A 22,427-nucleotide genomic window follows, 5' to 3' on the forward strand; every position below is an offset into this window, starting at 1 on the left:
ACCCGCCCTGAGTCGGGCGGGTTAGCCTCAATCCTGGAAACCGGCGTTACCGTGGTAATAAGGTGAGCCAAGTTGTTCAGATTTTTCGGCAGCGGTGTGCTGTGGGCCTTTAGACAATTGACCGCCCGAGCAGGAGATCATGTTGCCGTAATTGGCCTGAGACGCGGTGAAGCTGCCGGATTGCTCCGCAAGAGCGTTTGCCGATGCCAGAGCCAGAATAAGGGTGGCTGCGGAGATGAATTTCATATTTCCTCGTTTACGCCTGCAAAAACAGGCGGCGATACTATTAATTACACAAACTACAATACTGGTTGTACGGATGCAGATACTTGCCTTCTCCGGCAAGTCGCGTCACCCGGTACTTATGCGGTGGCACCGAAAAGTAGTTCTTAAAGGTGCGGGTCAACGTCTGTTGCGACTCAAAACCGTAGCGTTCTGCCAGGTAGAGAATCGGTTCGTTGCTCTCTTTGAGCTTCAGCGCGATTTCCGTCAGTTTGCGATTACGGATGTACTGGCCCAGTGAATGACCGGTCTCTTTTTTAAACATCCGCTGCAGATGCCATTTAGAGTAGCCTGAACGCTCAGAAACCTTCTCAAGCGAGAGGGGGGTTTCCAGATTCTGTTCTATCCATCCCAAAATGCTATGAATCGTAATCGCATCATTGTTGCGTCTGGACATCGTTTCACCTCTTTTGCAGGTTTACGGCAATACCTTTGTTAACAGTCGATAAAGCGTATCCACTTCGTCTTCCGTCAGGTTTTTTGTGAGTTCTTTATGGAGGCTTAGCCCCACAAGGTTGCGGCACTCTTCGCAAAGCGCAACGCCTTCCGGCGTCAGCTTGATAAGCACGCCGCGCTTATCGTTGGGATTCGGTAAACGCTCAATCCAGCCTTTGCACAGCAGGCGGTCGAGCATGCGGGTTAGCGCACCGAGATCGACGGAAAGCACTTTTTTCAGCTCGACAGGGGTGATACACACTTCAAAGTGAATGGAGCACAGCACCTTAAATTGGGTAGCGGTGATATCCAGCGGCGACAGTGAATCGTTTAACAGGCGATCTTTATGTTGATTCACCATATGGATCAGCCGCCCGAGGGGGATGATTTCGTTAAACAGATCACAGGTGCTTTTCACTATGTTTGCCCAGGCAAGTAGATTAGTCACGGCAGATATTATTGCCGGGGCAAGTATAAGTCAACTTGATGATTTACCCGATGCCACGAAAAGCTAAAACGCTTCACCTGCCGTCGGTAAACTGCTTGCTGCTATACTCAGACCCGCTAACAGCCCGCTATTAAAAGGACAGAAATATGATGGATTTACTCAGGGCCATTGGCCTGGGTCTGGTGGTTTTGCTGCCGCTTGCCAACCCGCTGACGACCGTGGCGCTTTTCCTCGGGCTTTCGGGAGACATGAACACCCGCCAGCGTAACCGCACGTCGCTGATGGCATCGGTGAATGTGTTTGCCATTATGATGGTGGCGTATTACGCCGGGCAGGTGGTGATGAACACCTTCGGCATTTCGATTCCCGGGCTGCGTATTGCCGGGGGGCTGATAGTCGCCTTTATCGGCTTCCGCATGCTGTTTCCGCAGCAAAAGGCGCACGAATCGCCGGAGTCAAAAAGCAAATCAGAAGAGCTGAGCGAAGAGCCTGAAGCCAATATCGCGTTTGTTCCTCTGGCGATGCCGAGCACCGCCGGGCCGGGTACAATTGCGATGATAATCAGCTCGGCCTCTACCGTCCGCGCCGGGTCAGATTTCCCGGCATGGGTGATTACCGTTGCGCCGCCGCTTATTTTCCTCGCTGTCGGCCTGATTCTGTGGGTAAGCCTGCGCAGCTCCGGGGCAATTATGCGCATGGTCGGCAAAAGCGGCATCGAGGCTATTTCCCGCCTGATGGGCTTCCTGCTGGTGTGTATGGGCGTTCAGTTTATTATTAACGGCGTGCTTGAAATCGTTAAGACTTACCATGCCTGATAGCAAAAACGCCCCTCGGGGCGTTTTTTTTAATGCGTCGTCCGGGCCTGTTCTTCAAGTTTCACCGGCCAGCGGCGGAACACCAGCACCGACCAGATTAACGCCGCCAGCGCCGGAACCGCCCCGGCAAAGCCAATGTTCGACATAGAAAGATGCAGGCTGACCTGGTTACCCAGCAGCGCGCCTGCCCCAATCCCGATATTGAAAATCCCCGAAAACAACGACATCGCCACGTCGGTGGCATCCGGCGCCAGGGCCAGCACTTTAACCTGCATGCCGAGGGTGATAATCATAATCGCCACGCCCCAGACCAGGCTCAGCATCCCAAGATTTAGCTCACTGCCTGCGGCGGGCAGCAACAGCGCCAGGCAAAGGGTCAGCAGAGCGATAGCCGAGCTGACTAATAGCGACGCGTATTTATTGCCCAGTTTGCCGAACAGCACGCTGCCGACTATCCCCGCGCCACCGAGCAGCAGAAGCAGAAGGGTGGCAAAGTTGGCGCTTAGCCCGGCAACCTGCTGAACAAACGGCTCAATGTAGCTGTAGGCGGTATAGTTTGCCGTTACCACGACTGCGGTCAGAACATAGATGCTGACCAGCGCCGGGCGGCTGAATAATTTTGGCACGCTGGAGAGCGATCCCGAATGCTCGCTGGGCAGCTTCGGCAGTAGTTTTATCAGGCAGAACAGGGTGATAGCGGCGACAACGCCGATGGCGAAGAAGGTGGTGCGCCAGCCGAAATATTGCCCGACGATGCGGCCAAGCGGCAGGCCGAGCACCATCGCCAGCGCGGTGCCGGTGGCAATCAGGCTCAGCGCCTGGGCTTTTTTACCGGCTGGAGCCATACGAATAGCCAGTGAGGCGGTAATCGACCAGAAGATAGCGTGGGCGAAAGCAATCCCAATGCGGCTTATCACCAGCACGGTAAAGTTCCAGGCAAGGAACGACAGCACGTGGCTTGCGATAAACAGCGAAAAGATGGCAATAAGCAGGCGGCGGCGCTCTACCTGGCTCGTCATCAGCATAAACGGCAGCGACATCAGCGCCACAACCCAGGCGTAAATGGTCAGCATGATGCCAACTTGCGGCGTTTCCATGCCAAAACTTTGGGCGATATCCGACAGCAGGCCAACCGGCACAAACTCGGTGGTATTAAAAATAAAGGCCGCAACGGCAAGCGTCACTACCCGCAGCCACGCCGTTTTGCGTGAAACTGTATTGATAGTCATATTTTATCGCGCAGGTGAACAAAGGAAGGAATGAGCGGATGATAAAACCATCAAAACACACAGACAACCCATTTTGTGATTTAAGTCTCATTTGATGGCGCAGAGAAAAAATGGGTGAGAAAAAACAGGCATGCCGGAAATGAGTATGTCATGGTAGACAGGACGAAAATAATAACGACAAACAGAGGAATGACTTATGCAGGCAATTGACTTTTATATGGTAGATGCTTTTGCCGACACCACGTTTGGCGGCAATGCGGCGGCGGTTTGCCCGCTCACCGAATGGCTCCCGGACGAAACGCTGCTGAAGATGGCGCAGCAGCATAACCAGTCGGAAACCGCCTTCTTTGTTAATACCGATGAAGGCTTCGAGCTGCGCTGGTTTACCACTCAGAGCGAGATCAACCTTTGCGGGCACGCCACGCTCGCGGCCTCGCACGTTATTTTTGAACATCTTGATTATCCGGAATCGGTGATCCACTTCAGCACCCGTTTTGTTGGCCCGCTGACGGTGAGCCGCAACGGCGAGTGGCTAACGCTGGACTTCCCCGCATGGGAAACCGAACAGATAGCGCCGCTGCCGCAACTGCTGGAAACGCTGGGTATTAGCGAGTGCAAAGAGCTGCGTGTGGGCAGGGATTATATGGTTGTGCTGGCGAGCCAGGCGGAAGTAGAGGCTATCAAGCCGGATATCAACGCGATGATCCCGCTGGATAAAATGGTCTGCGTGACCGCGCCGGGCGAGGGGGAATACGATTTTGTTAGCCGTTTCTTCTGCCCCGGTGAGTCGGTGCCGGAAGATCCCGTGACCGGTTCTACCCACAGCATGCTTATCCCGTACTGGGCGGATAAATTAAATAAAATAAAACCCATCTGCTGGCGCGCCAGGTTTCTTACCGCGGTGGAGATTTACGCTGCCAGTATAAAGGTGAGCGAGTGCTGATTGGCGGCAAAGCGGTGACTTATTTGATTGGGAAAGTGTTATTGCGATAGTGCAATAAAGAATAAATAACGGGTGGAAATAGTTTTAATTTGATTATTAAGCCATAGAAATCAAACGAGCCTTTTTGAAAGCAAGTTACCGTTCGGAAGGCTCGAGTATGGCTAAATGATGGTTGGAAGTTCTTTCATCAGTTTATGCCAATCTTGAGACTGTAATTAAAATTGTGTAATTGCCTGTTTTTGATATGTTCACTCCCACAACGGAGACAGGCAAATTATGGACGAGAAGAAACTTAAAGCCCTTGCGGCTGAGCTGGCCAAAGGCCTTAAAACTGAGGCTGACCTCAATCAGTTTTCCCGCATGCTCACGAAGCTGACCGTTGAAACGGCGCTCAATGCAGAGCTGACTGACCACCTCGGGCACGAGAAAAATGCCCCTAAAACTGGCACCAACACCCGCAACGGTTACTCTTCAAAAACGCTGCTGTGCGACGACGGTGAAATCGAGCTGAACACGCCGCGCGACCGGGAAAATACCTTTGAGCCTCAGCTGATTAAGAAGAATCAGACGCGTATCACGCAGATGGACAGCCAGATTTTGTCCCTGTACGCCAAAGGCATGACCACGCGGGAAATCGTCGATACGTTCAAAGAGATTTACGATGCCGATGTGTCACCGGCCCTGATTTCAAAAGTCACGGATGCCGTTAAAGAGCAGGTCGCCGAATGGCAGAATCGCCAGCTGGATGCACTCTATCCCATTGTTTATATGGACTGTATTGTTGTTAAGGTTCGCCAGAACGGCAGCGTGATTAACAAAGCGGTGTTCCTGGCGCTGGGCATCAATACCGAAGGCCGGAAAGAGCTTCTGGGGATGTGGCTGGCTGAAAATGAAGGTGCAAAGTTCTGGCTGAACGTGCTGACGGAACTTAAAAATCGCGGCCTTCAGGACATCCTGATTGCCTGCGTGGATGGCCTGAAGGGCTTCCCGGATGCGATAAACAGCGTCTATCCGCAGACTCACATCCAGCTGTGCATCATCCACATGGTGCGTAACAGCCTGAAATACGTGGCGTGGAAAGACTACAAAGCGGTCACGGGCGGGCTGAAAGCCGTTTATCAGACCCCCACAGAAGCTGCCGCGCTGATGGCACTGGATGCGTTCGCAGAAAAATGGGATGACAAATATCCGCAAATCAGCAAAAGCTGGCGTGCGCACTGGGAAAATCTCAATACGTTCTTCGGCTATCCGCCTGACATCCGAAAAGCTATCTACACCACGAATGCCATCGAATCGCTGAACAGCGTTATCCGTGCCGCTATAAAGAAACGCAAGGTGTTCCCGACGGATGACTCGGTGCGGAAGGTGGTGTATCTGGCGATACAGGCAGCATCGAAAAAATGGAGCATGCCGATCCAGAACTGGCGGCTGGCGATGAGCCGTTTTATTATCGAGTTCGGTGACCGCCTGAGCGATCACCTTTAACACGATGGCAGTTACACAGAATTATTTACAGGGTCCCAATCTTCATTTTGTTTCTGACCTTCTTTTCTGACCCCGTAAAACTGTGCGATGTGGTTTTCTTGATGATCGAAAATCTCCAGGCTAGTAATGTAATCGTCATTTGATCTCTTATTTACCACCCATGCCTGAGCAATATCTTTTTTTGATAAATTGATGACTGCTGGTTCTCCTTCTTTTGTTACTCCATGAATAAATATTTTATCACTGCCTTTCACTTCGGCGATCTTTAATACCGGACCGGTATATATCTGTACAACGGCATTGTTGCCAACGAAGGCCATGATGTTATCTTTTCTCTTATGTATATTCTGTAGAGTCAGCCCTAAACTATCGGTGTCAACCCGGGAGGCCAGATCGGGCGGCACACGCCGAAAAGCGTCCAGCTTGCTTATCCCAAGCTGCTGTAACATAGGATAAAAATGATGAGGGTCCGTCATGCCTCTCCAGAGTTCCTCAATGCTTTTTTGACTGTCGATACTCTTCATTTGGATTTGTCTGGAGTAGACAGGCCTGGCGCCGCTATCAATTTTTTCATTAGAGGTAAAGCTCATGCTCATCACATCATTGCTATCACAATCTTTAAACCGGGCCTTGTATCTATCACCTGAAACGTTCTCGTATTCAACGTTATTTATTTTCCCTGGTATTATTCTGACGTCAACACCCTCCGGATTGAGGATTAAATGACCATTTGCGGAGGGTTGTTTTACCCGCCCACACACGCGTATGTTCGAACGATTAAGTGGCCCTGGGGTAGCGACCTCAACATTTGAGTTAGCGACATTTTTTATACTTTCTATTATATTTTTTAATGATGAGGGGGTTGGTGTTTTGTTTAAATCAACGCCCCAGGCATTACTCGTTTCCTTTATTGAATAGTTTACATTGTTAATCATAATGAACTCCTGTTTTAAAAAATATTAAAAATCATTTTACTTTTAGTTTACCTCCATAAAATAATCTATCAAAAAAAGGCTATATTAAATAAAGTGACGATCGGTTAGTTATTGTCGTAATAATTAGTGGCAATGCTCAATAAATAACCCGATCGCCATGTTTCCTGTGCGATATTTAATCAATTTGAGCCCGATCGATAAGGGAAATAAAAGCCTCAAGCTGCCGCGTTTTAGCATCCCGTCGCCACAGCAGCCAGGTGTCCAGATAGCGCTTCTCCTCCGGCAGCGGCCAGGTGCTCACCTGATGACTGCCAGGCATACTCTCCAGCATGCTTTTGGGCATTAACGCCAGCCCGGCTCCGGCAATAACGCAGGCCAGCATGCCGTGATACGACTCCATTTCGTGGATTTTCCCCGGTATGGCTTTGTCATCGTGAAACCAGCCCTCGAAGTGGCGGCGATAGGAGCAATTGGCCCGGAAGGCGTAGATATTAGCGCCGTTCACCTGGCTTCCCCGCAGAATTGGCGGATGGTCGGCGGGCGCGACGATAACCATCTCCTCCCGGTAAACCGCAATGCCTTCAAGCGACGGATGCAGCACCGGCCCGTCAACAAAAGCGGCGGAAAGCCTGCCCTCAAGCACGCCGTCGATCTGGTCCCCGGAAGGCCCGGTAGCCAGTGAAAGATGGATTTTGGGATAGCGCTGGTTAAAGTTCGCCAGCAGCCCGGGAATGCGTACGGCCGCTGTGCTTTCAAGCGAGCCTAAAGCCAGCGGCCCCTGAGGCTCATCGCCGGAAACGACCGTTCGGGCCTCATCCACCAGCGCCAGAATGCGTTTGCTGTAGTCGAGGAAGCTGTGGCCGGAAGGCGAAAGCCTCAGCCGCTGGTTTTCGCGGATAAATAGCGCAACCCCGAGGTCAGCCTCCAGTTGTTTGATGCGGGTAGTGAGGTTAGACGGTACGCGGTGTACCTGCTGCGCGGCGGCGCTGATACTGCCCGTTTCGGCCACGGCGTTAAACATTTCCAGCTGGGTCAGGTCCATGAGCTTTCTCAAATCGTGAATGGTTTGCTCAGTATTATTCATTTTTAAACTTCGTGCCTCAAGGCTACTGTTAACATCTCATTCACCTGTCGAGGCACCACCATGCAATCAGTAACCGGGCAAACCCACGCCATTTCACGCAATCCCGCTACCGGTGAGCGCATTGCGGTTTATCCTTTCGAGAACGCAGAGCAGATTAATGCCGCGCTTGCCCGCAACCACCAGGCTTTTAAACAGTGGCGGGCTACGCCGCTGGAAGCCCGCGCGCAAAAGCTGCGTGATTTAGGTGAAGCGGTGCGCCAGCACGGTGAGGCGATGGCGCAGATGATAAGCGCCGAGATGGGTAAGCCTATCCTTCAGGCTCGTGCCGAAGTCGCTAAGTCGGCCAACCTCTGCGACTGGTATGCGGAACACGGCCCGGCGATGCTCGGCGCTGAGTCCACGCTGGTTGAAAATAATAAAGCGGTTATTGAGTACCGTCCTTTGGGGCCGATCCTTGCCGTGATGCCGTGGAACTTCCCTTTGTGGCAGGTGCTGCGAGGTGCGGTGCCGATTTTGCTGGCCGGTAACAGCTATGTGTTGAAACACGCTCCAAATGTGATGGGCTGCGCCGAGATTATTCGCCAGATGTTTATCGCTGCGGGTTTCCCTGCCTCGCTGTTCGAATTGCTTAACGTCACGCCGGAAGGCGTTAGCCAGGCGATTAACGACCCACGAATTGCCGCCGTCACGGTGACCGGCAGCGGCAGAGCGGGGGCGGCAATTGGCGCTCAGGCAAGCGCGGCGCTGAAAAAATGTGTGCTGGAGCTTGGCGGTTCCGATCCGTTTATCGTCCTGAACGATGCCGACCTTGACGAGGCGGTAAAAGCCGCGGTGGCGGGCCGTTTCCAGAATACCGGGCAGGTCTGCGCCGCGGCGAAAAGATTTATCGTTGAAGCGGGTATCGCCGATGCCTTTACCGACAAATTCATTGCCGAGCTTAAACACTACCAGCTGGGTGCGCCGCAGGAAGAGTCAACCCGTATCGGGCCTATGGCTCGCTACGATCTACGAGATGAGCTGCATGAGCAAGTGACAACGTCACTTAGTCAGGGTGCAAAATTGTTGATTGGCGGCGAAAAACTGGCCGGAGAAGGCAATTACTATGCGCCAACGGTGCTGGCTGGTGTTACGCCAGATATGACCGCCTTCCGCCAGGAACTGTTTGGCCCGGTGGCCGCTATTACCGTTGCCCGCGATAGTCAACATGCCCTGGAATTGGCTAACGACAGCGATTTCGGCCTGTCGGCAACGGTCTTTACCGCTAACGAGAACCTGGCGCTGGAAATGGCGGCTGGCCTTGAGTGCGGCGGCGTATTTATCAACGGCTACAGCGCCAGTGACCCACGAGTAGCATTTGGCGGGGTGAAAAAGAGCGGTTTTGGCCGCGAACTTTCCCACTTTGGCCTGCATGAGTTCTGTAACATTCAGACCGTATGGAAGGATCGTCGCTAGTTTAAACCACACCAGACTGCCGGCGGATAATGCTCCATTGTCGCCTCAAATTAAGAGATAGAGCTGGATTTTGGTGATTTAACCAGCACTAAACAAGGTCACTCTTCAGGTGGCCTTGTTTGTCATGGGAATGAAATATTTCTGTCATTTTCGCTCAGTACACTCGCGGCATCGTTGTGTTACTGAAGAAAATCATGAACATAAGTCAAATTTTTCGCCGTTTAAATCCCCTTAACCTGTTCATCGGGCGGCCGCGCGAGTTTGGGCTGTTGAGCGGGGTTGTTGGCGTGATTGCGCTGTTTTCGGTGCTGCAAATTCTCTCGACCGTTTCGCTTTCCAACATCCTCCGTGATACCCGCCAAAGCGTGCTTGAAAGCGGCCAGCTTCACCAGCAGCAGGTGGTAATGGAAAAGGCGAGAACTTCATTGTTAATGACCAGCGACCTCTTAAACCGCGCGGGTGTCTACTTTATGCAGGATAAAGAAACCGGCTCGGTCGGCAGCTGGAACAGCCTGGTAGATGAAGCCGATAAGTCGTTAAAAGAGTCGCAGCAAAACTTCTCCGCCTGGCAAAAACTGCACCCGGCAAGCAGCGACGCGCTGGCCAGCAGCTATCAGTTATTTTTCAGCGGCCTGAAAGAGCAACTAGAAGGGATGCAGAAACACGCCTCGATAGACGCATTCTTTGAAGTGCCGATTCAGGCGTTTCAGTCCGATTTCAACGAGCAGTACGCGCGCTACCAGAGCGAGGGTGAGAAGCAAACCGTGCAGGCCAGCGGCTCGCTTCTGAGCAGCCTGAGCCAGGCGCAGACTTTGTTTATTATCGCGTTGGGTATTCTGTTGGTTGTTGCAATCGCGGTATGGCTCGGCGTCGCACGCTGGGTTATCCGCCCGCTTAGAGGGTTGATTGAGCATCTGCATGTGCTGGCAGCCGGAGATTTATCGCGCCTGCCAGCCGAACGCAGGCTGGTAAACCGCGAAGTGAAGCAGCTCCACGGCAGCGTGCTGGAAATGCAGCAGGGAATACAGCAGCTGGTGCTGGAGGTGCGAGAATCTTCCGCTACGCTGCTGAGTAATATCGGCCAGCTCGCCGAGAGTAATAATGAGCTGTTTAACCAATCCGCTCAACAAGAGCAGGAGCTGGAAAGGGTGACGCAGCACATTACCGAGCTGGAATCTCGCGTTCAGGAAAACAGTCAGTATGCTATTCAGGCCAACCAGCGCGCCGATGAAGCGCGGGAGATGGTAGCCGGAGGTGACCAGATGATGCATACGGTTAACGCCTCGATGCAGGATATTGTCACCCGTTCGGCGGAAATGCGCGGCATTGTGGCGATGATCGATAATGTCGCCTTCCAGACTAATATCCTGGCGCTTAATGCCGCAATTGAGGCTGCTCATGCCGGTAATCAGGGGCGTGGCTTCGCCGTTGTGGCGCGTGAAGTTGGCCTGCTGGCGAAGCAGAGCAGCCAGTCAACGAGAAATATTCAGGCGCTTATCAACAACTCGTTGCAGGGCATTGAACAGGGCAGCGAGGCGGTGTCGGAACTGGAGAATCAACTCAAGAGCGTTATTGCTCAGGTCACTCGTCTGAGCGGGTTGTTAAACGAAATTTCCAGCGCTTCGGTAGACCAGGGGACCAGCGTACATCATGTGACTAGCCGTATTACCACGCTCAACCAGGCGGTGAATCAAACAGGACGGCTGATTAAGGCTTCGACGCATACCTCCCAGCGGCTGCTCAGCGAGTCGCAGCGACTGGAAAAAGCCGTTGCTCGCTTCCAGATGACGGCCTGAGTTCGTTTTATTATCGGCCCGTCGCTCTGATATACTTGCGCCGCTTAACACATCGCTCAGGAGAGCACGGTGCCGGTCCAATTAAATAATCAGTTACTGGAAGAGATCCTCGAACAAGTCCGTCCTTTGCTCGGTAAAGGGAAGGTTGCCGACTATATTCCCGCGCTGGCAGAAGTGTCCGGCAGTAAGCTTGGCATCGCGGTGTGTACCGTTGACGGGGAATTCTTTAGCGCCGGGGACGCCGCTGAACGCTTTTCTATTCAGTCGATTTCAAAAGTTCTGAGCCTGACGCTGGCGCTGGGCCGCTACGAAGAAGATGAAATTTGGCAGCGCGTGGGCAAAGAGCCTTCCGGCCAGCCGTTTAACTCGCTTGTGCAGCTGGAGCTGGAGCAGGGAAAGCCGCGAAATCCGTTTATTAATGCCGGGGCGCTGGTCGTGTGCGATATGCTGCAAACGCGGCTCAGCGCGCCGAAACAACGCATGCTGGAAGTGGTACGCCAGCTTTCAGGCGCAGACGATTTGGTTTACGACACCCGCGTGGCGCGTTCCGAATTTGAACATTCTGCCCGCAACGCCGCCATTGCCTGGCTAATGAAGTCCTTCGGCAACTTTGAAAATGACGTAATAACGGTGCTGCAAACTTATTTCCATTATTGTGCGCTGGAAATGAGCTGCCTTGAACTGGCTAAAACTTTCCTGTTCCTGGCAAACCAGGGGCAGGCATTGCATCTCGATGAGCCGGTGGTTTCGGCCCAGCACGCAAGGCAGATTAACGCCCTGATGATAACCAGCGGGATGTATGACGGAGCGGGCGAATTCGCTTATCGTGTTGGCCTGCCGGGTAAGTCCGGCGTCGGCGGCGGGATTATCGCAGTGGTGCCGAACGAGATGTCTATCGCGGTGTGGTGCCCTGAACTGGATGCGTCAGGTAACTCTCTGGCGGGCACGGCAGCGCTGGAAATACTTTCTCAGCGCATTGGGCGTTCAATTTTCTAAACTTGCCGGGGTTTACAGCAGCAACAATCCCGGCACACGCAACCACAGGACGCCAACCAGGCTAACGGTTGCCAGAACGGTTAGCATAATGGCGGTGATGATTAATCGTTCCGCCCACGGTGTTTTGCGCATTTCATCTCCGGGAAAACCTGTATGCTGTGACTATAAGGCAGTCACTTTAAACATCGGTTAAACCTGAGGCTGCTAATTATTAATTGGCAATAAGTCTGAATTTTTAGTCAGAAATCCCGAAGCTTTCCATCACCAGGTTATCAAGTGGCGAGAATTTAGCTTATGAGTAATAGTTGATGCGGTGAGTCGGGCCAGGGCGGTGATTTTCCCTTTTTCTCTCAACAACCGGGCTCCTGGCCGCAGCAAACATGCTAAGCTATTGCTTATTTCCGCAATCACCTGATGGCGCTATTCTTTTCAGCGGTGAATGAATAAACATGAATCATGATGGCATGATTAATCGACCTAAGTTTTTATTCTTTTCCCCGGAAAAGATGCTGTTAAATGCTGTCAGTATCTTCGTTTTTACCACGCTGTTTTACTTCTTCGGCGCCTCATTGCGGCTGGTTAACGATCTGTCGCTATTTTGGCCGTTGAACGCGGTGCTGGCCGCCATTTTTGTGCGTAATCCGTGGCTCAATAAAGCCGTATATTACTTTATTAGCTATGCGGCAATGCTGGTTTATGACGCGTTCACTACGCAGTGGGGCTGGCAGTCAACCATCATTAACTTTTCCAACATGGTGTTTATCGTTACCGCGGCGCGGCTATTATTGCGCTATTCGCGGAATATGGACGAGAGCAACTGGGCGCTAAACGCCTTTAATATTTTCAACTTTTCGCTCATTGCGGCGATATTAAGCTCGTTGTTCGGTGCAATAGGTTCACTTGGCATAAGCGGCGACTACCATGAAAAATTTATGCCGCTGTACGCCGACTGGGTGAGCGAACAGTTCTCAACCGGCGTGCTTATGTTGCCTTGTTTGCTCAGCGCGAGTTGGCCGAAATGGCGCAAAATGCCCTCATTGGTGCCTTCCGATCTTTATCCGCTGTTCGCTGTGGTTATCGCAGTCGGCACCGCTATTGCTATCGGTGGGGCGGGTAGCCTCGCTTTCCCGCTTCCGGCGTTAATCTGGTGCGCCATTCGTTATCCGCTGCCGGTCACTGCGCTGCTGACGCTTATCACGGGTGCGACGGAGATAGTGCTGGTTTCCCACGCCGCGATTAACCTGCATTCCGAGCAGCCTTTACTGCTGGTCGATCAGATGTTTTCCGCCCGCCTGGGGATTGCAACAATTGCCATCTGCCCGCTGATTGTGTCTATCAGCGTGGATGCGATCAATCAGCTAATAAAGCAGACCTCACTGCGCGCCGACTTCGACTATCTTACCGGCGTTTATTCTCGCTCCGGCCTGTTTGAAGCATTAAAACGCACCGGGCATCTGCCGCTGAACAAGCAGCCGCTGCTGTGTGTAATGCTGCTTGATATCGATTTCTTCAAGCGCATAAATGACAGCTGGGGCCACGAATGCGGAGACGCGGTGCTGGCATCTTTTGCCGCCAGGGTACTGGACACCGTAGGCGATCGGGGGATGGTGGCTCGTATCGGCGGCGAGGAGTTCGTGGTGGTTTGCCGAACCCATGATCTGCAGGAAGGCTACGAAATTGCAGAGCAGATCCGTAAAACCATCGAGCAGGGCAGTTTCTTGTACCAGCAGCAGCCGTTATTTATTACCGTGAGCATCGGGCTTGCAGCCGGAGAAGTGGCAGAAAAAACGCTGGAAGATACCTTTAATATGCTTATCCCGGAAGCGGACAAGAATCTTTATTTGTCGAAGCGACAGGGGAGAAACAAGACGAGCATCACGGATAGCGGAGGCGAAGAGATGCCCGCGACGCCTCGGTAATCTTATGGCATAGCTTTGTCCATATGAGATCTCTTACACTCTATTGTTAGTGTTGCTGCCGGTCTGTTTGCCTGAGAAATTTATGATAGCCCCCGATCCTGCACCAAAAGCCAGAAAAAAAGGCTCACGATTCGTCAACCGCATGTATCTGATGCGGATGTTGGGCACGCTGCTGTGTTTCTTTCCTATCTTGTCGGTGCTGAACCAACACGGCGCGTCGTTACCGGTTATCTGCCTGCTGGTGGCTAACGCCTTTGTGTGGCCGCACGTTGCACTGCTGAAGGCTCGTTTCTCACGCTCCCCGGTAAACAGTGAAAAGCAAAACCTGGTGATAGATGCTGCCGCTGGCGGTTTCTGGATTGCCATGATGGCGCTAAGCCCGCTGCCATCGGTTGCCATCGTCACTATACTCATCTCCGACCGCCTGGCCGCCGGGGGAAAACCGCTGATGATCAAAGCCATGTTGGCGATGGTCGTGACGTTCCTGCTCACCTGGCTGAGCCACGGCATGCCGTTTGAGTCTGCCGTTTCGACGCGAACGATGTACGCCACGCTTCCGCTTATTTCCGTTTACACCATCGCGCTTAGCATGCTTACCGCCTCGATTGCGGTAAAGCTGCGTGAGAAAAGCCGCGAGCTGGAAAGCATTGCGATGATGGATCCGCTGCTGGGTATAGCCAACCGTCGCCTGCTTGAGAAAAAGATTGATAATGAACTCGCCAGGCTGCGCAGCGCCTGCGGCAGCTCGGCGTTAATGTTTATCGACATCGATAACTTCAAAGAAGTTAACGATCGCTTCGGGCACAAAGTCGGGGATTCAATTCTGATGGCGGTTTCTGACGTACTGCGGGTCGTAACACGCTCGACCGACACCCCGGCCCGGCTGGGGGGCGATGAATTTGTGGTGCTTATGCCGATAACCACGCTGGAAGAAGCAGAGGGCATTGCACAGAGGATATTGCTGGAGTCGATTAACGTACGTGTATTGCCGGAAAAGAACGCTTACTGCACGCTGAGCATCGGCATTGCCTGCGCGACTAAGGAGATGCCGGATGCCGTTGAATGGCTAAAGGCCGCCGACGATGCGCTTTACAACGCGAAGCGGGCAGGCAAGAACCGTATCTTTGCTTCCTGAAAATGGCTTAGTAATGAAAGCACGCCTGCGGCAGGTGCAGGCGTGCAACCGGGTTATTCTTTATTTGTTTTAGATATAATACGCATACCGATAAACGCAGTGTAAAGGTCACTTAAGGTATCCACTGAGGTATCAAAAATTGAATCATTTATTGTGGAGTCTATGCCGTTTAATCTTTGATGCTGGCTGAAGAGAGTGGTTAAATCTCCGTTCGCATGGTTTATTAACAGGTCTTCTGAATAGGCTGAAACATTAACAACTCCCTTGTTTTTGCTTAGCACAGCATAAGCGAGCGCCGTTCTGGATTGATCCTGATTTGTATGATATTTATTGTAGTCAAATGTCGTTACGTTAGTATATAAGTTTGATGTTATTCTCGTACTTCCTGTTGTTTTTGTATTCTTCCCTAAATAGGTTATTAAAGAACTGGAATAATCAGAGAAAATTGATGGCAGATCCTGGTTTTTTAATAGTGCTGTCTCAAAGCCAGATACCGACGTTCCTTTCATTAAAACATGAGCATTATAGATGCTCCGGACCCCTTGTTGGCTTGTTAGCCACTCGGTATCACCGGGTTGTTGCCCGGCATGATAAGCATAAAAATAGTGGTTGTCAGTTGCATAAATCATTGTGCAGCCACTGAGATTTCCGGCTGAAACAATCACCGGTTTGCCTTCAGGTAGTAGGTCAAAGGCTATTTTTATTGCTACACACCCTGAGTTTCCATTAGATATTTGTATGAATTCTACATTTTCATCCAGCTCTCCGAGTTTCCATTTTCCGATAATAGGCCCATTTATAGTTTGAGACGACAGATGATTTCCAGTTGTTGATTTTATTTTTCCTTGTAAAGTGCCTTTTAGATCAGAATGGGCGAACTCTTTTGTTATTGCCATATTAAATTTATTATCACGACGAACGTATGTAAATGGCGTTAAGATTTTTGTATTGCTCTTAACATCAAGAATGCCTTTGCTCCTAAAAGGAAGCGTCGAACCTGAAATTAATTGTTTCTGTAACGCATTGGTTTTGGCCTTGCCAGGAATTGTAGAGCGGTGATCAATAACCCATCGGTAATCGATAAAGTTCATGCAAATGAGGCTGGTATCTAACTCTATTAATGCTGTTTGTCTGGCCATCGCTCTCCCGGTATATATTTTATATAATTTTCCATCATTGATAACATAACGTATGTTTGACACTGTGGCTAAACCATACTCATCAATAGATTGTATCGAATTCATCACAGGTGATGTGATATCCTCTGAAATAGATATCGCCTCCGGGGTTGATAAGAATGATGCAATTTCATCAGAAACCGGGGTGTTAAATATAATTTTATTGTGTTCGGTTAATAGGTTTACTTTGTTGAAATATAGATAGTTAGATAGCCTGATTGGTAAACGTTGCACGCACTCCAATTCTTCTATTATTCTTCTGGTTTTTGTTAGTGTAGTTTCAATCCTATTGGGTACGGAAATATTTTTATTGACATATTTAGTTTCTTCATCCTGAAGATGTTGCAGAATGGTTTTCTGCGTATCTATTTTCTCATCAATTGAGTCAAGCATACTTAAGGTTGTTGCATTTTTGACTCTATGACTATCTGTAGAGTATGTGTGTGCGAAATCATTAATAAATCCCTTTGGGATATTTACCATGTGGAAATCAGGATCTTTTACAAATGATGATTCAAGGTAATTATAACTGCCAACATTAGATAATTCATAGTTTGCGGCGGTAAGATTATCATATTCCTTTAGGATAATAAGATTGTTTTTTAACTTATCAGATTGAGTAATATCTCTAACCCATTGCTCCCAGGATGTGATCCTAATCTTATACTTCCGATCCATTAAGGAAACAAACTGTTCAAAAGTTGCATCGATGAGCAATTTATCATCAGCTTTATTAGCTAAAACAGTATAATGGGTAAGTGGGGCGGTATCTGACGGGAATTTGTATACCAGACATCCGATGATTTTTGTGTCGTAGCCATGACTTTGCAATATATTAGACGCTTGTTGGCAGGCTTTATCAGATTGCCCCTGAGGTATTCGAACAAATTTTTCTAGTATTTGATCTGTAAATAATTTATTGGGGGCTCGTGATATCATTTCATCCAGTTCAATACCTGTTATTTCATCAATATATTTGTAATTATAGGCCGGGTTTCCTGTAAAATATTTTGATTCTGGATTGGTAATTGTCATACCTGTAGCGGGTATTTTGATCGATATATTATTACTATCACCGAGAATTGTCCCCCTTGTTCTGGTTGATGTTTTTATTATGGCACGGTTACCCAGACCTGCTAATTTAGAACCCATAAGTATAAAAGGATCAATAGGGTTTAGTAGAGAAGCGGAGAATTCAATGGTATTAACAATAGCATCCTGAATTCTGGGTATTTTTTTTCGCACCATAGGTAATGATAGCTGGAGGGTTTTTATATATTTTTCTGTTCCTCTAAGGGTGGGGTCAGATTTTAATAACATTTTTTGAGTTTTTCTTGTGATTTTTTTAAAAGTGTGGAAAGCAGAATTTGCGAGTTTAATGCCGGGAAAAGAAAGTCCTGCGCCGACATCTATAATATCCCACACCATGTCTGCCATAACAGGTTGATACTGTGGGTCGTAAATTTTTCTTTTTAGCATCGAATAGAATGGTATTAATGAAAGTAAATCGTCGAAAATAGATTGATTACCTTTGTTTTTTAACTCATTAGCGGCGTGGGTGTATCTTTTATGGAAATCATCGATAATTACATTCTTGAAGATCACAGAATCTGAATGATTTTTTTTGTCAACCTCTATCAAAATCTCCGCAATTGTTATGTTATCATTAAAAGGCATTTTTGCCTGGAATGAAAGGTCATCGCCAATATTCAATGCTTTATACACATGGGTGTATAATTCCTCATATTTTGGTGTTGCACTGATTTTCTTTGTTAGTTTTTTATCGAGGTTAATTAGTGCCGGATGACCAAGTATGTTGGTATATAAATATTTTTCTGAGCCTTCAAGTTCTATGGTTATCGCTGAACCAAGATACTCTCTTTTTATCGGATAATGGCCCACCCTGGAGTCTTTTATCGAGATTTCACGTATGTATTTATATTCCTGTGTGCTTTCAACTGTTTTTATAAGACTTTCCCATGAAATAAATTGCTCTCCAAATAAATAAAAGAAATTTGTTGCCGTTATAATAGCCTCTTTTTTTGCATCGCTGACAATGTAGTCATTGTAAATCCTGTACAATTTTTTTGCGGTTATAGAAGCACCGTGAGCTTCTCTCTGTACCTGTTCAAGAGGATGTAGGTTTCTTTCAAAGAAGCTGCCCGTTAATAATGGAACGGATTTTATTTCAAGCATGTTGCGGTCTATTGAATAGAATGTCTCAGGGGAAAAATCTGAATTTTTATACTCTTTGGTGCCTTTCGACATGTATTGATACAGCAGGTAACTTCCTGTTTTTATATAATTATCAATTTCATATTTTAACGTTATTGCTCTATTGGATAGATCCAACGCCAGTGCATCATAGAAGTCATGTCTAATTTCAATGCTTTGGATTTTTTCTACTTCGTCTAATGTCTTTTGAATAGCGGTTGATTTTAAAATCTTTAGAAAATTAGATATATTGTCATCTTTAGTATTATAAAGAGCGATTACTTTTGAATTTATTTCTTTATCATTAATAAGATCTCGCCAATACAACATTATTTTATCCCATTCCTGTTTGAAAGAGGCTATTTTGTTTATTTGCAACGAAAGCGTAATGTATAATGCGTACTGCTGATAAGCATCTGGTGGACTAGTGAAGTTTTCAATTAAAAGAGTTGAGATTTCATTTCTATCGTTTAATAAACTATTGATGGCTGAAGTTGCGGCAAGAGAATATAAATTACCATTATTGCCTGTTGTTGTTTTGGGTAAATTATTTTTTATGATCTCCATATAATCAATGCTACATTTTGCCCATTTTTTCCGGTAGTTTAATAATTTTGTTGAATTGATAAAGCTTACATCAGTTTTGAGTGCTATAGACTGAGAGTTTTTTATAAATCCATCATAATCACTTGTGAGCATGATGTTAATAATTTTATCTCTGCCGCGTATTAGCATGTATTCCATCTCATCCAGAGACACATCATAACGATCATCCTGTTGTAAGGAATTTACTTTCTTTATTAAGAAATCAAAGGCTGATTTTTTATCAGTGATGACATCATCGGTTTTATCAAGTTTAAATAATTCTTTCGATATCAACTCTTCGAGTTTTTTATAAGTGTCTTCCGCGTACGGACCAATCTGATTACGGAATGAAAGATTTTTATTTTCGGACTCCATTAAATCTCTGAGGTGTGGAAATTGGTTAAATCCAAAAATAATACTATTGCACATAAAGTCGTAAATTATCTCAGGAATGTTATTTTTTGTTGCGTGTTTTGTATATAAATTTGCAGAGAGATTATTTTCAATAAAATAACATAGGATGTGATATTCAATGGTTGCTGAAACCCTTTTATTTATGTCCACACCAGGATTTATTCTATTTATCCTCGAGATCATTTTATCCAATAGAATGAGGCTGTAGATGAAATACTCTGCATCAAATTGAGTTGGTGATAAAGATGAAGATGAGTTACCTTGTGGATGAAGATTTTGCACATAATTACTGAGGGTTTTCATGAAAAATAAGATTGCTCCAGAAACAATTTTCGTTTCCTCTTTGATGGGGGGATTTTCAGCATTTAATATATTAATAAATGTGCTGATGTGTTTATTAATTATCTTATTGGACGAAATATTCCATGTTTTGAAACGGAGATTAATATCACTGAGGCCTAACTCTGGCTCTGGCTTGTTGTAATTTTGAGCAATTCGTGTTGCATTGCCAGGACTTAACTCGCGTTTCACCCTGGTTGCTCTGGTATTTAATGCTGGTTCGTGATGTTTAGCCTGGTCGCGGTACTCATCATTAAGTATATCCCTGAAAACCTGCTGCAACGTTAGCGTCTTTTCTGCTCCCCAGTTCTGCCAGGCAACCCAGGCTGTAGCGGCTCCCATACCTGAAAGAAGTGCTATTGGTACAATATATTTATGGCCATGAGCCGGTGCAGTAGTCGGGGGGATCGTCGTTACGCCCTGTGGTTGTAGTTCCTGCATCTCGGCCCCGGTTGCGATTTCCCGCTGAGGAGCCTGGGGATTATAGGCGCGCCAGAACATATAGAGCGAGGCCAGCCACCCCGCAGACAACCCGGCAACCACGCCAATTTCTTTTGCGGGAGAGGTATCACCTTTTGCCCATACTGACTTATTGCCTTTGTCGTATTCCTGGGCAATTTCGAAGAGTTCCAGTAGGAATTCGCTTTCCTCCTTTTGAACTACACCGTCGTTTTCTTCTACCAGGGCCTGCGGTATAACGGCCGCGTCGGCTTCAGGAAAGCGTAATGGGTCGCTGAATTCCGGCAATTGCGCCCAGAGAGAATCAAAAGTCGCGACCAGACTGTCGCTAAGGTAATTGGCTATTCGTGTTTCCATCTCTCTACGCAAAGTTGCCAGCCCGGGATGAGGATCCTGCTCTATCGCCGCCAGCAGATTGGTGGTCCAGGTTAACCAGCTGTCGGTAGGCGGTATTTGTTTTATTGCGTCGTGCAGGTTCGAAAGCAGCGGCAGGTAAGGCACCAGATCGACTAATCCGGTAAGCTCCGAGTTTGGCCGGATTGCAAAATAATCTTTCAGGTTAACAGTAAGATCGCGCAGTATGGCTTCACGCTCCAGGGCATCACCTTGCAGCAAGGACTCATAAATGCCCCGAATCAAACACAGCTCAATATATCGCTGACAAAGCCAGTCATTAACCTGGGACAGGCCAAGTTTTCTGATGGCCCAGCGCAGCGTATCCTGCCACGGCTGGTCGACGGGCAGTTCAACAAGGGCTGAGAGCGTTTCTGCACTCTGTAGAACATAGTCGGGCAGTAATTCCCTGAGCAGGTCAGGCGTAGTGTTAATCTCTCGCTGAAGATCGGTAAAAAATCGCTCCATCGTTTGTTGCCAGGTGAGCCTGGCGGGAAGCTGTTGATACCAGTCCCAGGTGCTGAGAGCCAGCGAGCCCCCTGAAAATGTTCGCACTGCTCCACGCATGGCATAGGCAACTCCCGCACGAAATTTAAAATTTCTCAGGCATAGTGAAATAATACGGTTGGATTTCTCCCGGATAGATGATTCCGGGTTGGCGAGGATAATAAGCGCATTAAAAAGGGTGGGATTGACCACTCTACTGTCGACCTGCTGGCGGAGCGCGTTAATAAATTCACAGAGGGGCTGCTGCGCCAGCAAAGGATTTAGCTCGCTGGTAGGAGCATTTGCATTCTGCCTGGCCCATTCCAACTGCTGAGCCAGCGTTCCTTCTGCAGGAAACTGGCTGACCATACGCAGTAACGGCGTGCTCAGTTTTACCGCATCAATTAAAGCTGAGGGGAGTTCTGCTGCAATATGGCGTACAACACGCGGATCGTTTAAAAGCCGCAAAAACCAGTTGATGCGCTCCGGCCAGTCGCTGCCGGTAGGTAAAGGAAAGCGACTGGCCAGCTCTCTGCTGCTTTCATGTAGCGCACGCAGTTGCGTCCAAAGCTGCGTATAACTGGCGAGCATGTGCTGTAAGGGCTTTGGTAATATGTCATGCTGCTGGATAACCAGTAGCCATTCTTCTGGGGTGGTGCCCTCCGGCATAAGGCGGGCCTGAAGCAGTACATCAGCCACCTTGCGCAGCTGCGTGGGAAGCGCGGATAACTGATGGAGCAGAGTGGTAGGTAATTGCTCTTTCACAACTCCCAGTGACAACAGGTATTCAGCCTGGCTGGCGAATTGCCGTATTTCAGCACAAAGCGTGGGGAGCCTGGTGGCAGAAAGCTGGTAAATACTCAGTCCTGCACGAGCCAGTTCATTGAGATTAGTCAACAGGGGCCGGTAGTGCTCAGGAACATGTTGGTGATAGCGGGACAAGAGCTCGCAGAACATCCTCAGGCGAGCGCTTAATACATCATGGCTTTGCGCCAGGGTGCGTAACTCGGAATGTAACTCCTCCAGGCCGCCCAGCCGCGAGAGTACCCTTAGCGATATATTATAGAGCATTTTATCCACTATATGCCCGAAGAGCGCATTAACGGGGGAAACAGCGGGGGCGTTTCCACTGTTACCCAATACTTCAGGTTCAGATGCCGTTGTTGTGGTTTGGGGGAAATGGTCAAGCGCGTCAAAATATATTTCGTCTTCGGAGTCTACATTTTCCACCGCGTCGGGTTGATGCGAGGAGGCATTATTTATTCCTTGCCAGGATGTTCCTTTACAATCAGAAATATTCATATCCATTTTCTCTTTGTCAGTTGTGAGGGAAAACCGCGCCAGGGACTAACCGATTCAGAGATTTCAAGAATCATATTGACCCGTAATATCGATTAACCGGCCT

Annotated in this window: 14 protein-coding genes and 1 pseudogene; 8 read left to right on the plus strand and 7 right to left on the minus strand. The window is 48.7% G+C overall.

What is annotated here, in order from left to right; all coding sequences use genetic code 11:
* Positions 1-27 precede the first annotated feature (27 nt).
* Genes marB through marR form a run of 3 tightly spaced genes read right to left on the minus strand, consistent with a single transcriptional unit; the run spans position 28 to position 1,135 of the window.
* A complete protein-coding gene (marB, locus tag ACG1VR_RS11415; RefSeq protein ID WP_016536529.1) occupies positions 28-246 on the minus strand; it encodes a multiple antibiotic resistance regulatory protein MarB in 219 nt (72 codons plus the stop codon).
* Positions 247-286: 40 nt separating this feature from the next.
* Complete coding sequence (marA, locus tag ACG1VR_RS11420) at positions 287-679, minus strand: MDR efflux pump AcrAB transcriptional activator MarA (protein ID WP_016536528.1); 393 nt, start codon at positions 677-679, stop codon at positions 287-289.
* A gap of 21 nt (positions 680-700) precedes the next feature.
* Positions 701-1,135, minus strand: a complete 435-nt coding sequence (gene marR / locus ACG1VR_RS11425; protein WP_039898250.1) for a multiple antibiotic resistance transcriptional regulator MarR — start codon at positions 1,133-1,135, stop codon at positions 701-703.
* A 176-nt stretch (positions 1,136-1,311) separates the two neighbouring features.
* On the opposite strand from marR, the gene ACG1VR_RS11430 reads away from it, so the two are divergent.
* On the plus strand, positions 1,312-1,980 hold the full coding sequence (locus ACG1VR_RS11430; protein ID WP_016536526.1) for a MarC family NAAT transporter: 669 nt from the start codon (positions 1,312-1,314) through the stop codon (positions 1,978-1,980).
* Between the two features lie 29 nt (positions 1,981-2,009).
* Here ACG1VR_RS11430 and ACG1VR_RS11435 read toward each other — a convergent pair whose 3' ends face one another.
* Entirely contained in the window at positions 2,010-3,209 is a 1,200-nt protein-coding gene (locus ACG1VR_RS11435) for a sugar transporter (RefSeq protein ID WP_016536525.1), read from the minus strand.
* A gap of 196 nt (positions 3,210-3,405) precedes the next feature.
* Here ACG1VR_RS11435 and ACG1VR_RS11440 point away from each other — a divergent pair.
* A pseudogene (locus ACG1VR_RS11440) lies at positions 3,406-4,202 on the plus strand (PhzF family phenazine biosynthesis protein).
* Between the two features lie 226 nt (positions 4,203-4,428).
* Positions 4,429-5,637, plus strand: a complete 1,209-nt coding sequence (locus ACG1VR_RS11445) for an IS256 family transposase (RefSeq protein WP_395488870.1) — start codon at positions 4,429-4,431, stop codon at positions 5,635-5,637.
* Positions 5,638-5,648: 11 nt separating this feature from the next.
* On the opposite strand, the gene ACG1VR_RS11450 is transcribed toward ACG1VR_RS11445, so the two are convergent.
* Both ACG1VR_RS11450 and ACG1VR_RS11455 read right to left on the minus strand, forming a co-directional pair.
* Complete coding sequence (locus ACG1VR_RS11450; RefSeq protein WP_395490971.1) at positions 5,649-6,572, minus strand: ChuX/HutX family heme-like substrate-binding protein; 924 nt, start codon at positions 6,570-6,572, stop codon at positions 5,649-5,651.
* Positions 6,573-6,747: 175 nt separating this feature from the next.
* Positions 6,748-7,614, minus strand: coding sequence for a LysR substrate-binding domain-containing protein (locus ACG1VR_RS11455; protein WP_395491095.1), 867 nt, complete (start codon positions 7,612-7,614; stop codon positions 6,748-6,750).
* Between the two features lie 102 nt (positions 7,615-7,716).
* On the opposite strand from ACG1VR_RS11455, the gene sad reads away from it, so the two are divergent.
* From sad to ACG1VR_RS11480, 5 genes are all read left to right on the plus strand, one after another.
* A complete protein-coding gene (sad, locus tag ACG1VR_RS11460) occupies positions 7,717-9,108 on the plus strand; it encodes a succinate-semialdehyde dehydrogenase (protein WP_395490972.1) in 1,392 nt (463 codons plus the stop codon).
* A 194-nt stretch (positions 9,109-9,302) separates the two neighbouring features.
* Complete coding sequence (locus ACG1VR_RS11465) at positions 9,303-10,904, plus strand: methyl-accepting chemotaxis protein (RefSeq protein WP_395490973.1); 1,602 nt, start codon at positions 9,303-9,305, stop codon at positions 10,902-10,904.
* A 69-nt stretch (positions 10,905-10,973) separates the two neighbouring features.
* The gene (gene glsB, locus ACG1VR_RS11470; protein WP_172569924.1) at positions 10,974-11,900 is read left to right on the plus strand and encodes a glutaminase B; all 927 of its coding nucleotides are present in this window, start codon (positions 10,974-10,976) and stop codon (positions 11,898-11,900) included.
* Positions 11,901-12,349: 449 nt separating this feature from the next.
* A complete protein-coding gene (locus tag ACG1VR_RS11475) occupies positions 12,350-13,819 on the plus strand; it encodes a diguanylate cyclase (protein ID WP_395490974.1) in 1,470 nt (489 codons plus the stop codon).
* A gap of 82 nt (positions 13,820-13,901) precedes the next feature.
* Positions 13,902-14,954, plus strand: a complete 1,053-nt coding sequence (locus ACG1VR_RS11480; protein WP_395490975.1) for a diguanylate cyclase — start codon at positions 13,902-13,904, stop codon at positions 14,952-14,954.
* Between the two features lie 53 nt (positions 14,955-15,007).
* On the opposite strand, the gene ACG1VR_RS11485 is transcribed toward ACG1VR_RS11480, so the two are convergent.
* On the minus strand, positions 15,008-22,324 hold the full coding sequence (locus tag ACG1VR_RS11485; protein ID WP_395490976.1) for a cytotoxic necrotizing factor Rho-activating domain-containing protein: 7,317 nt from the start codon (positions 22,322-22,324) through the stop codon (positions 15,008-15,010).
* Positions 22,325-22,427 lie beyond the last annotated feature (103 nt).

The organism is Cedecea davisae (assembly GCF_044095835.1).
Classification (GTDB): domain Bacteria; phylum Pseudomonadota; class Gammaproteobacteria; order Enterobacterales; family Enterobacteriaceae; genus Cedecea; species Cedecea davisae.

Bases quoted from the DNA above. Each gene is read 5' to 3' on its own strand.
- sad (WP_395490972.1), top strand. From the start codon at position 7,717: ATGCAATCAGTAACCGGGCAAACCCACGCCATTTCACGCAATCCCGCT.
- ACG1VR_RS11435 (WP_016536525.1), bottom strand. From the start codon at position 3,209: ATGACTATCAATACAGTTTCACGCAAAACGGCGTGGCTGCGGGTAGTG.
- marB (WP_016536529.1), bottom strand. From the start codon at position 246: ATGAAATTCATCTCCGCAGCCACCCTTATTCTGGCTCTGGCATCGGCA.
- ACG1VR_RS11450 (WP_395490971.1), bottom strand. From the start codon at position 6,572: ATGATTAACAATGTAAACTATTCAATAAAGGAAACGAGTAATGCCTGG.
- ACG1VR_RS11480 (WP_395490975.1), top strand. From the start codon at position 13,902: ATGATAGCCCCCGATCCTGCACCAAAAGCCAGAAAAAAAGGCTCACGA.
- ACG1VR_RS11445 (WP_395488870.1), top strand. From the start codon at position 4,429: ATGGACGAGAAGAAACTTAAAGCCCTTGCGGCTGAGCTGGCCAAAGGC.
- marA (WP_016536528.1), bottom strand. From the start codon at position 679: ATGTCCAGACGCAACAATGATGCGATTACGATTCATAGCATTTTGGGA.
- ACG1VR_RS11485 (WP_395490976.1), bottom strand. From the start codon at position 22,324: ATGAATATTTCTGATTGTAAAGGAACATCCTGGCAAGGAATAAATAAT.
- ACG1VR_RS11455 (WP_395491095.1), bottom strand. From the start codon at position 7,614: ATGGACCTGACCCAGCTGGAAATGTTTAACGCCGTGGCCGAAACGGGC.
- ACG1VR_RS11430 (WP_016536526.1), top strand. From the start codon at position 1,312: ATGATGGATTTACTCAGGGCCATTGGCCTGGGTCTGGTGGTTTTGCTG.
- ACG1VR_RS11465 (WP_395490973.1), top strand. From the start codon at position 9,303: ATGAACATAAGTCAAATTTTTCGCCGTTTAAATCCCCTTAACCTGTTC.
- ACG1VR_RS11475 (WP_395490974.1), top strand. From the start codon at position 12,350: ATGAATCATGATGGCATGATTAATCGACCTAAGTTTTTATTCTTTTCC.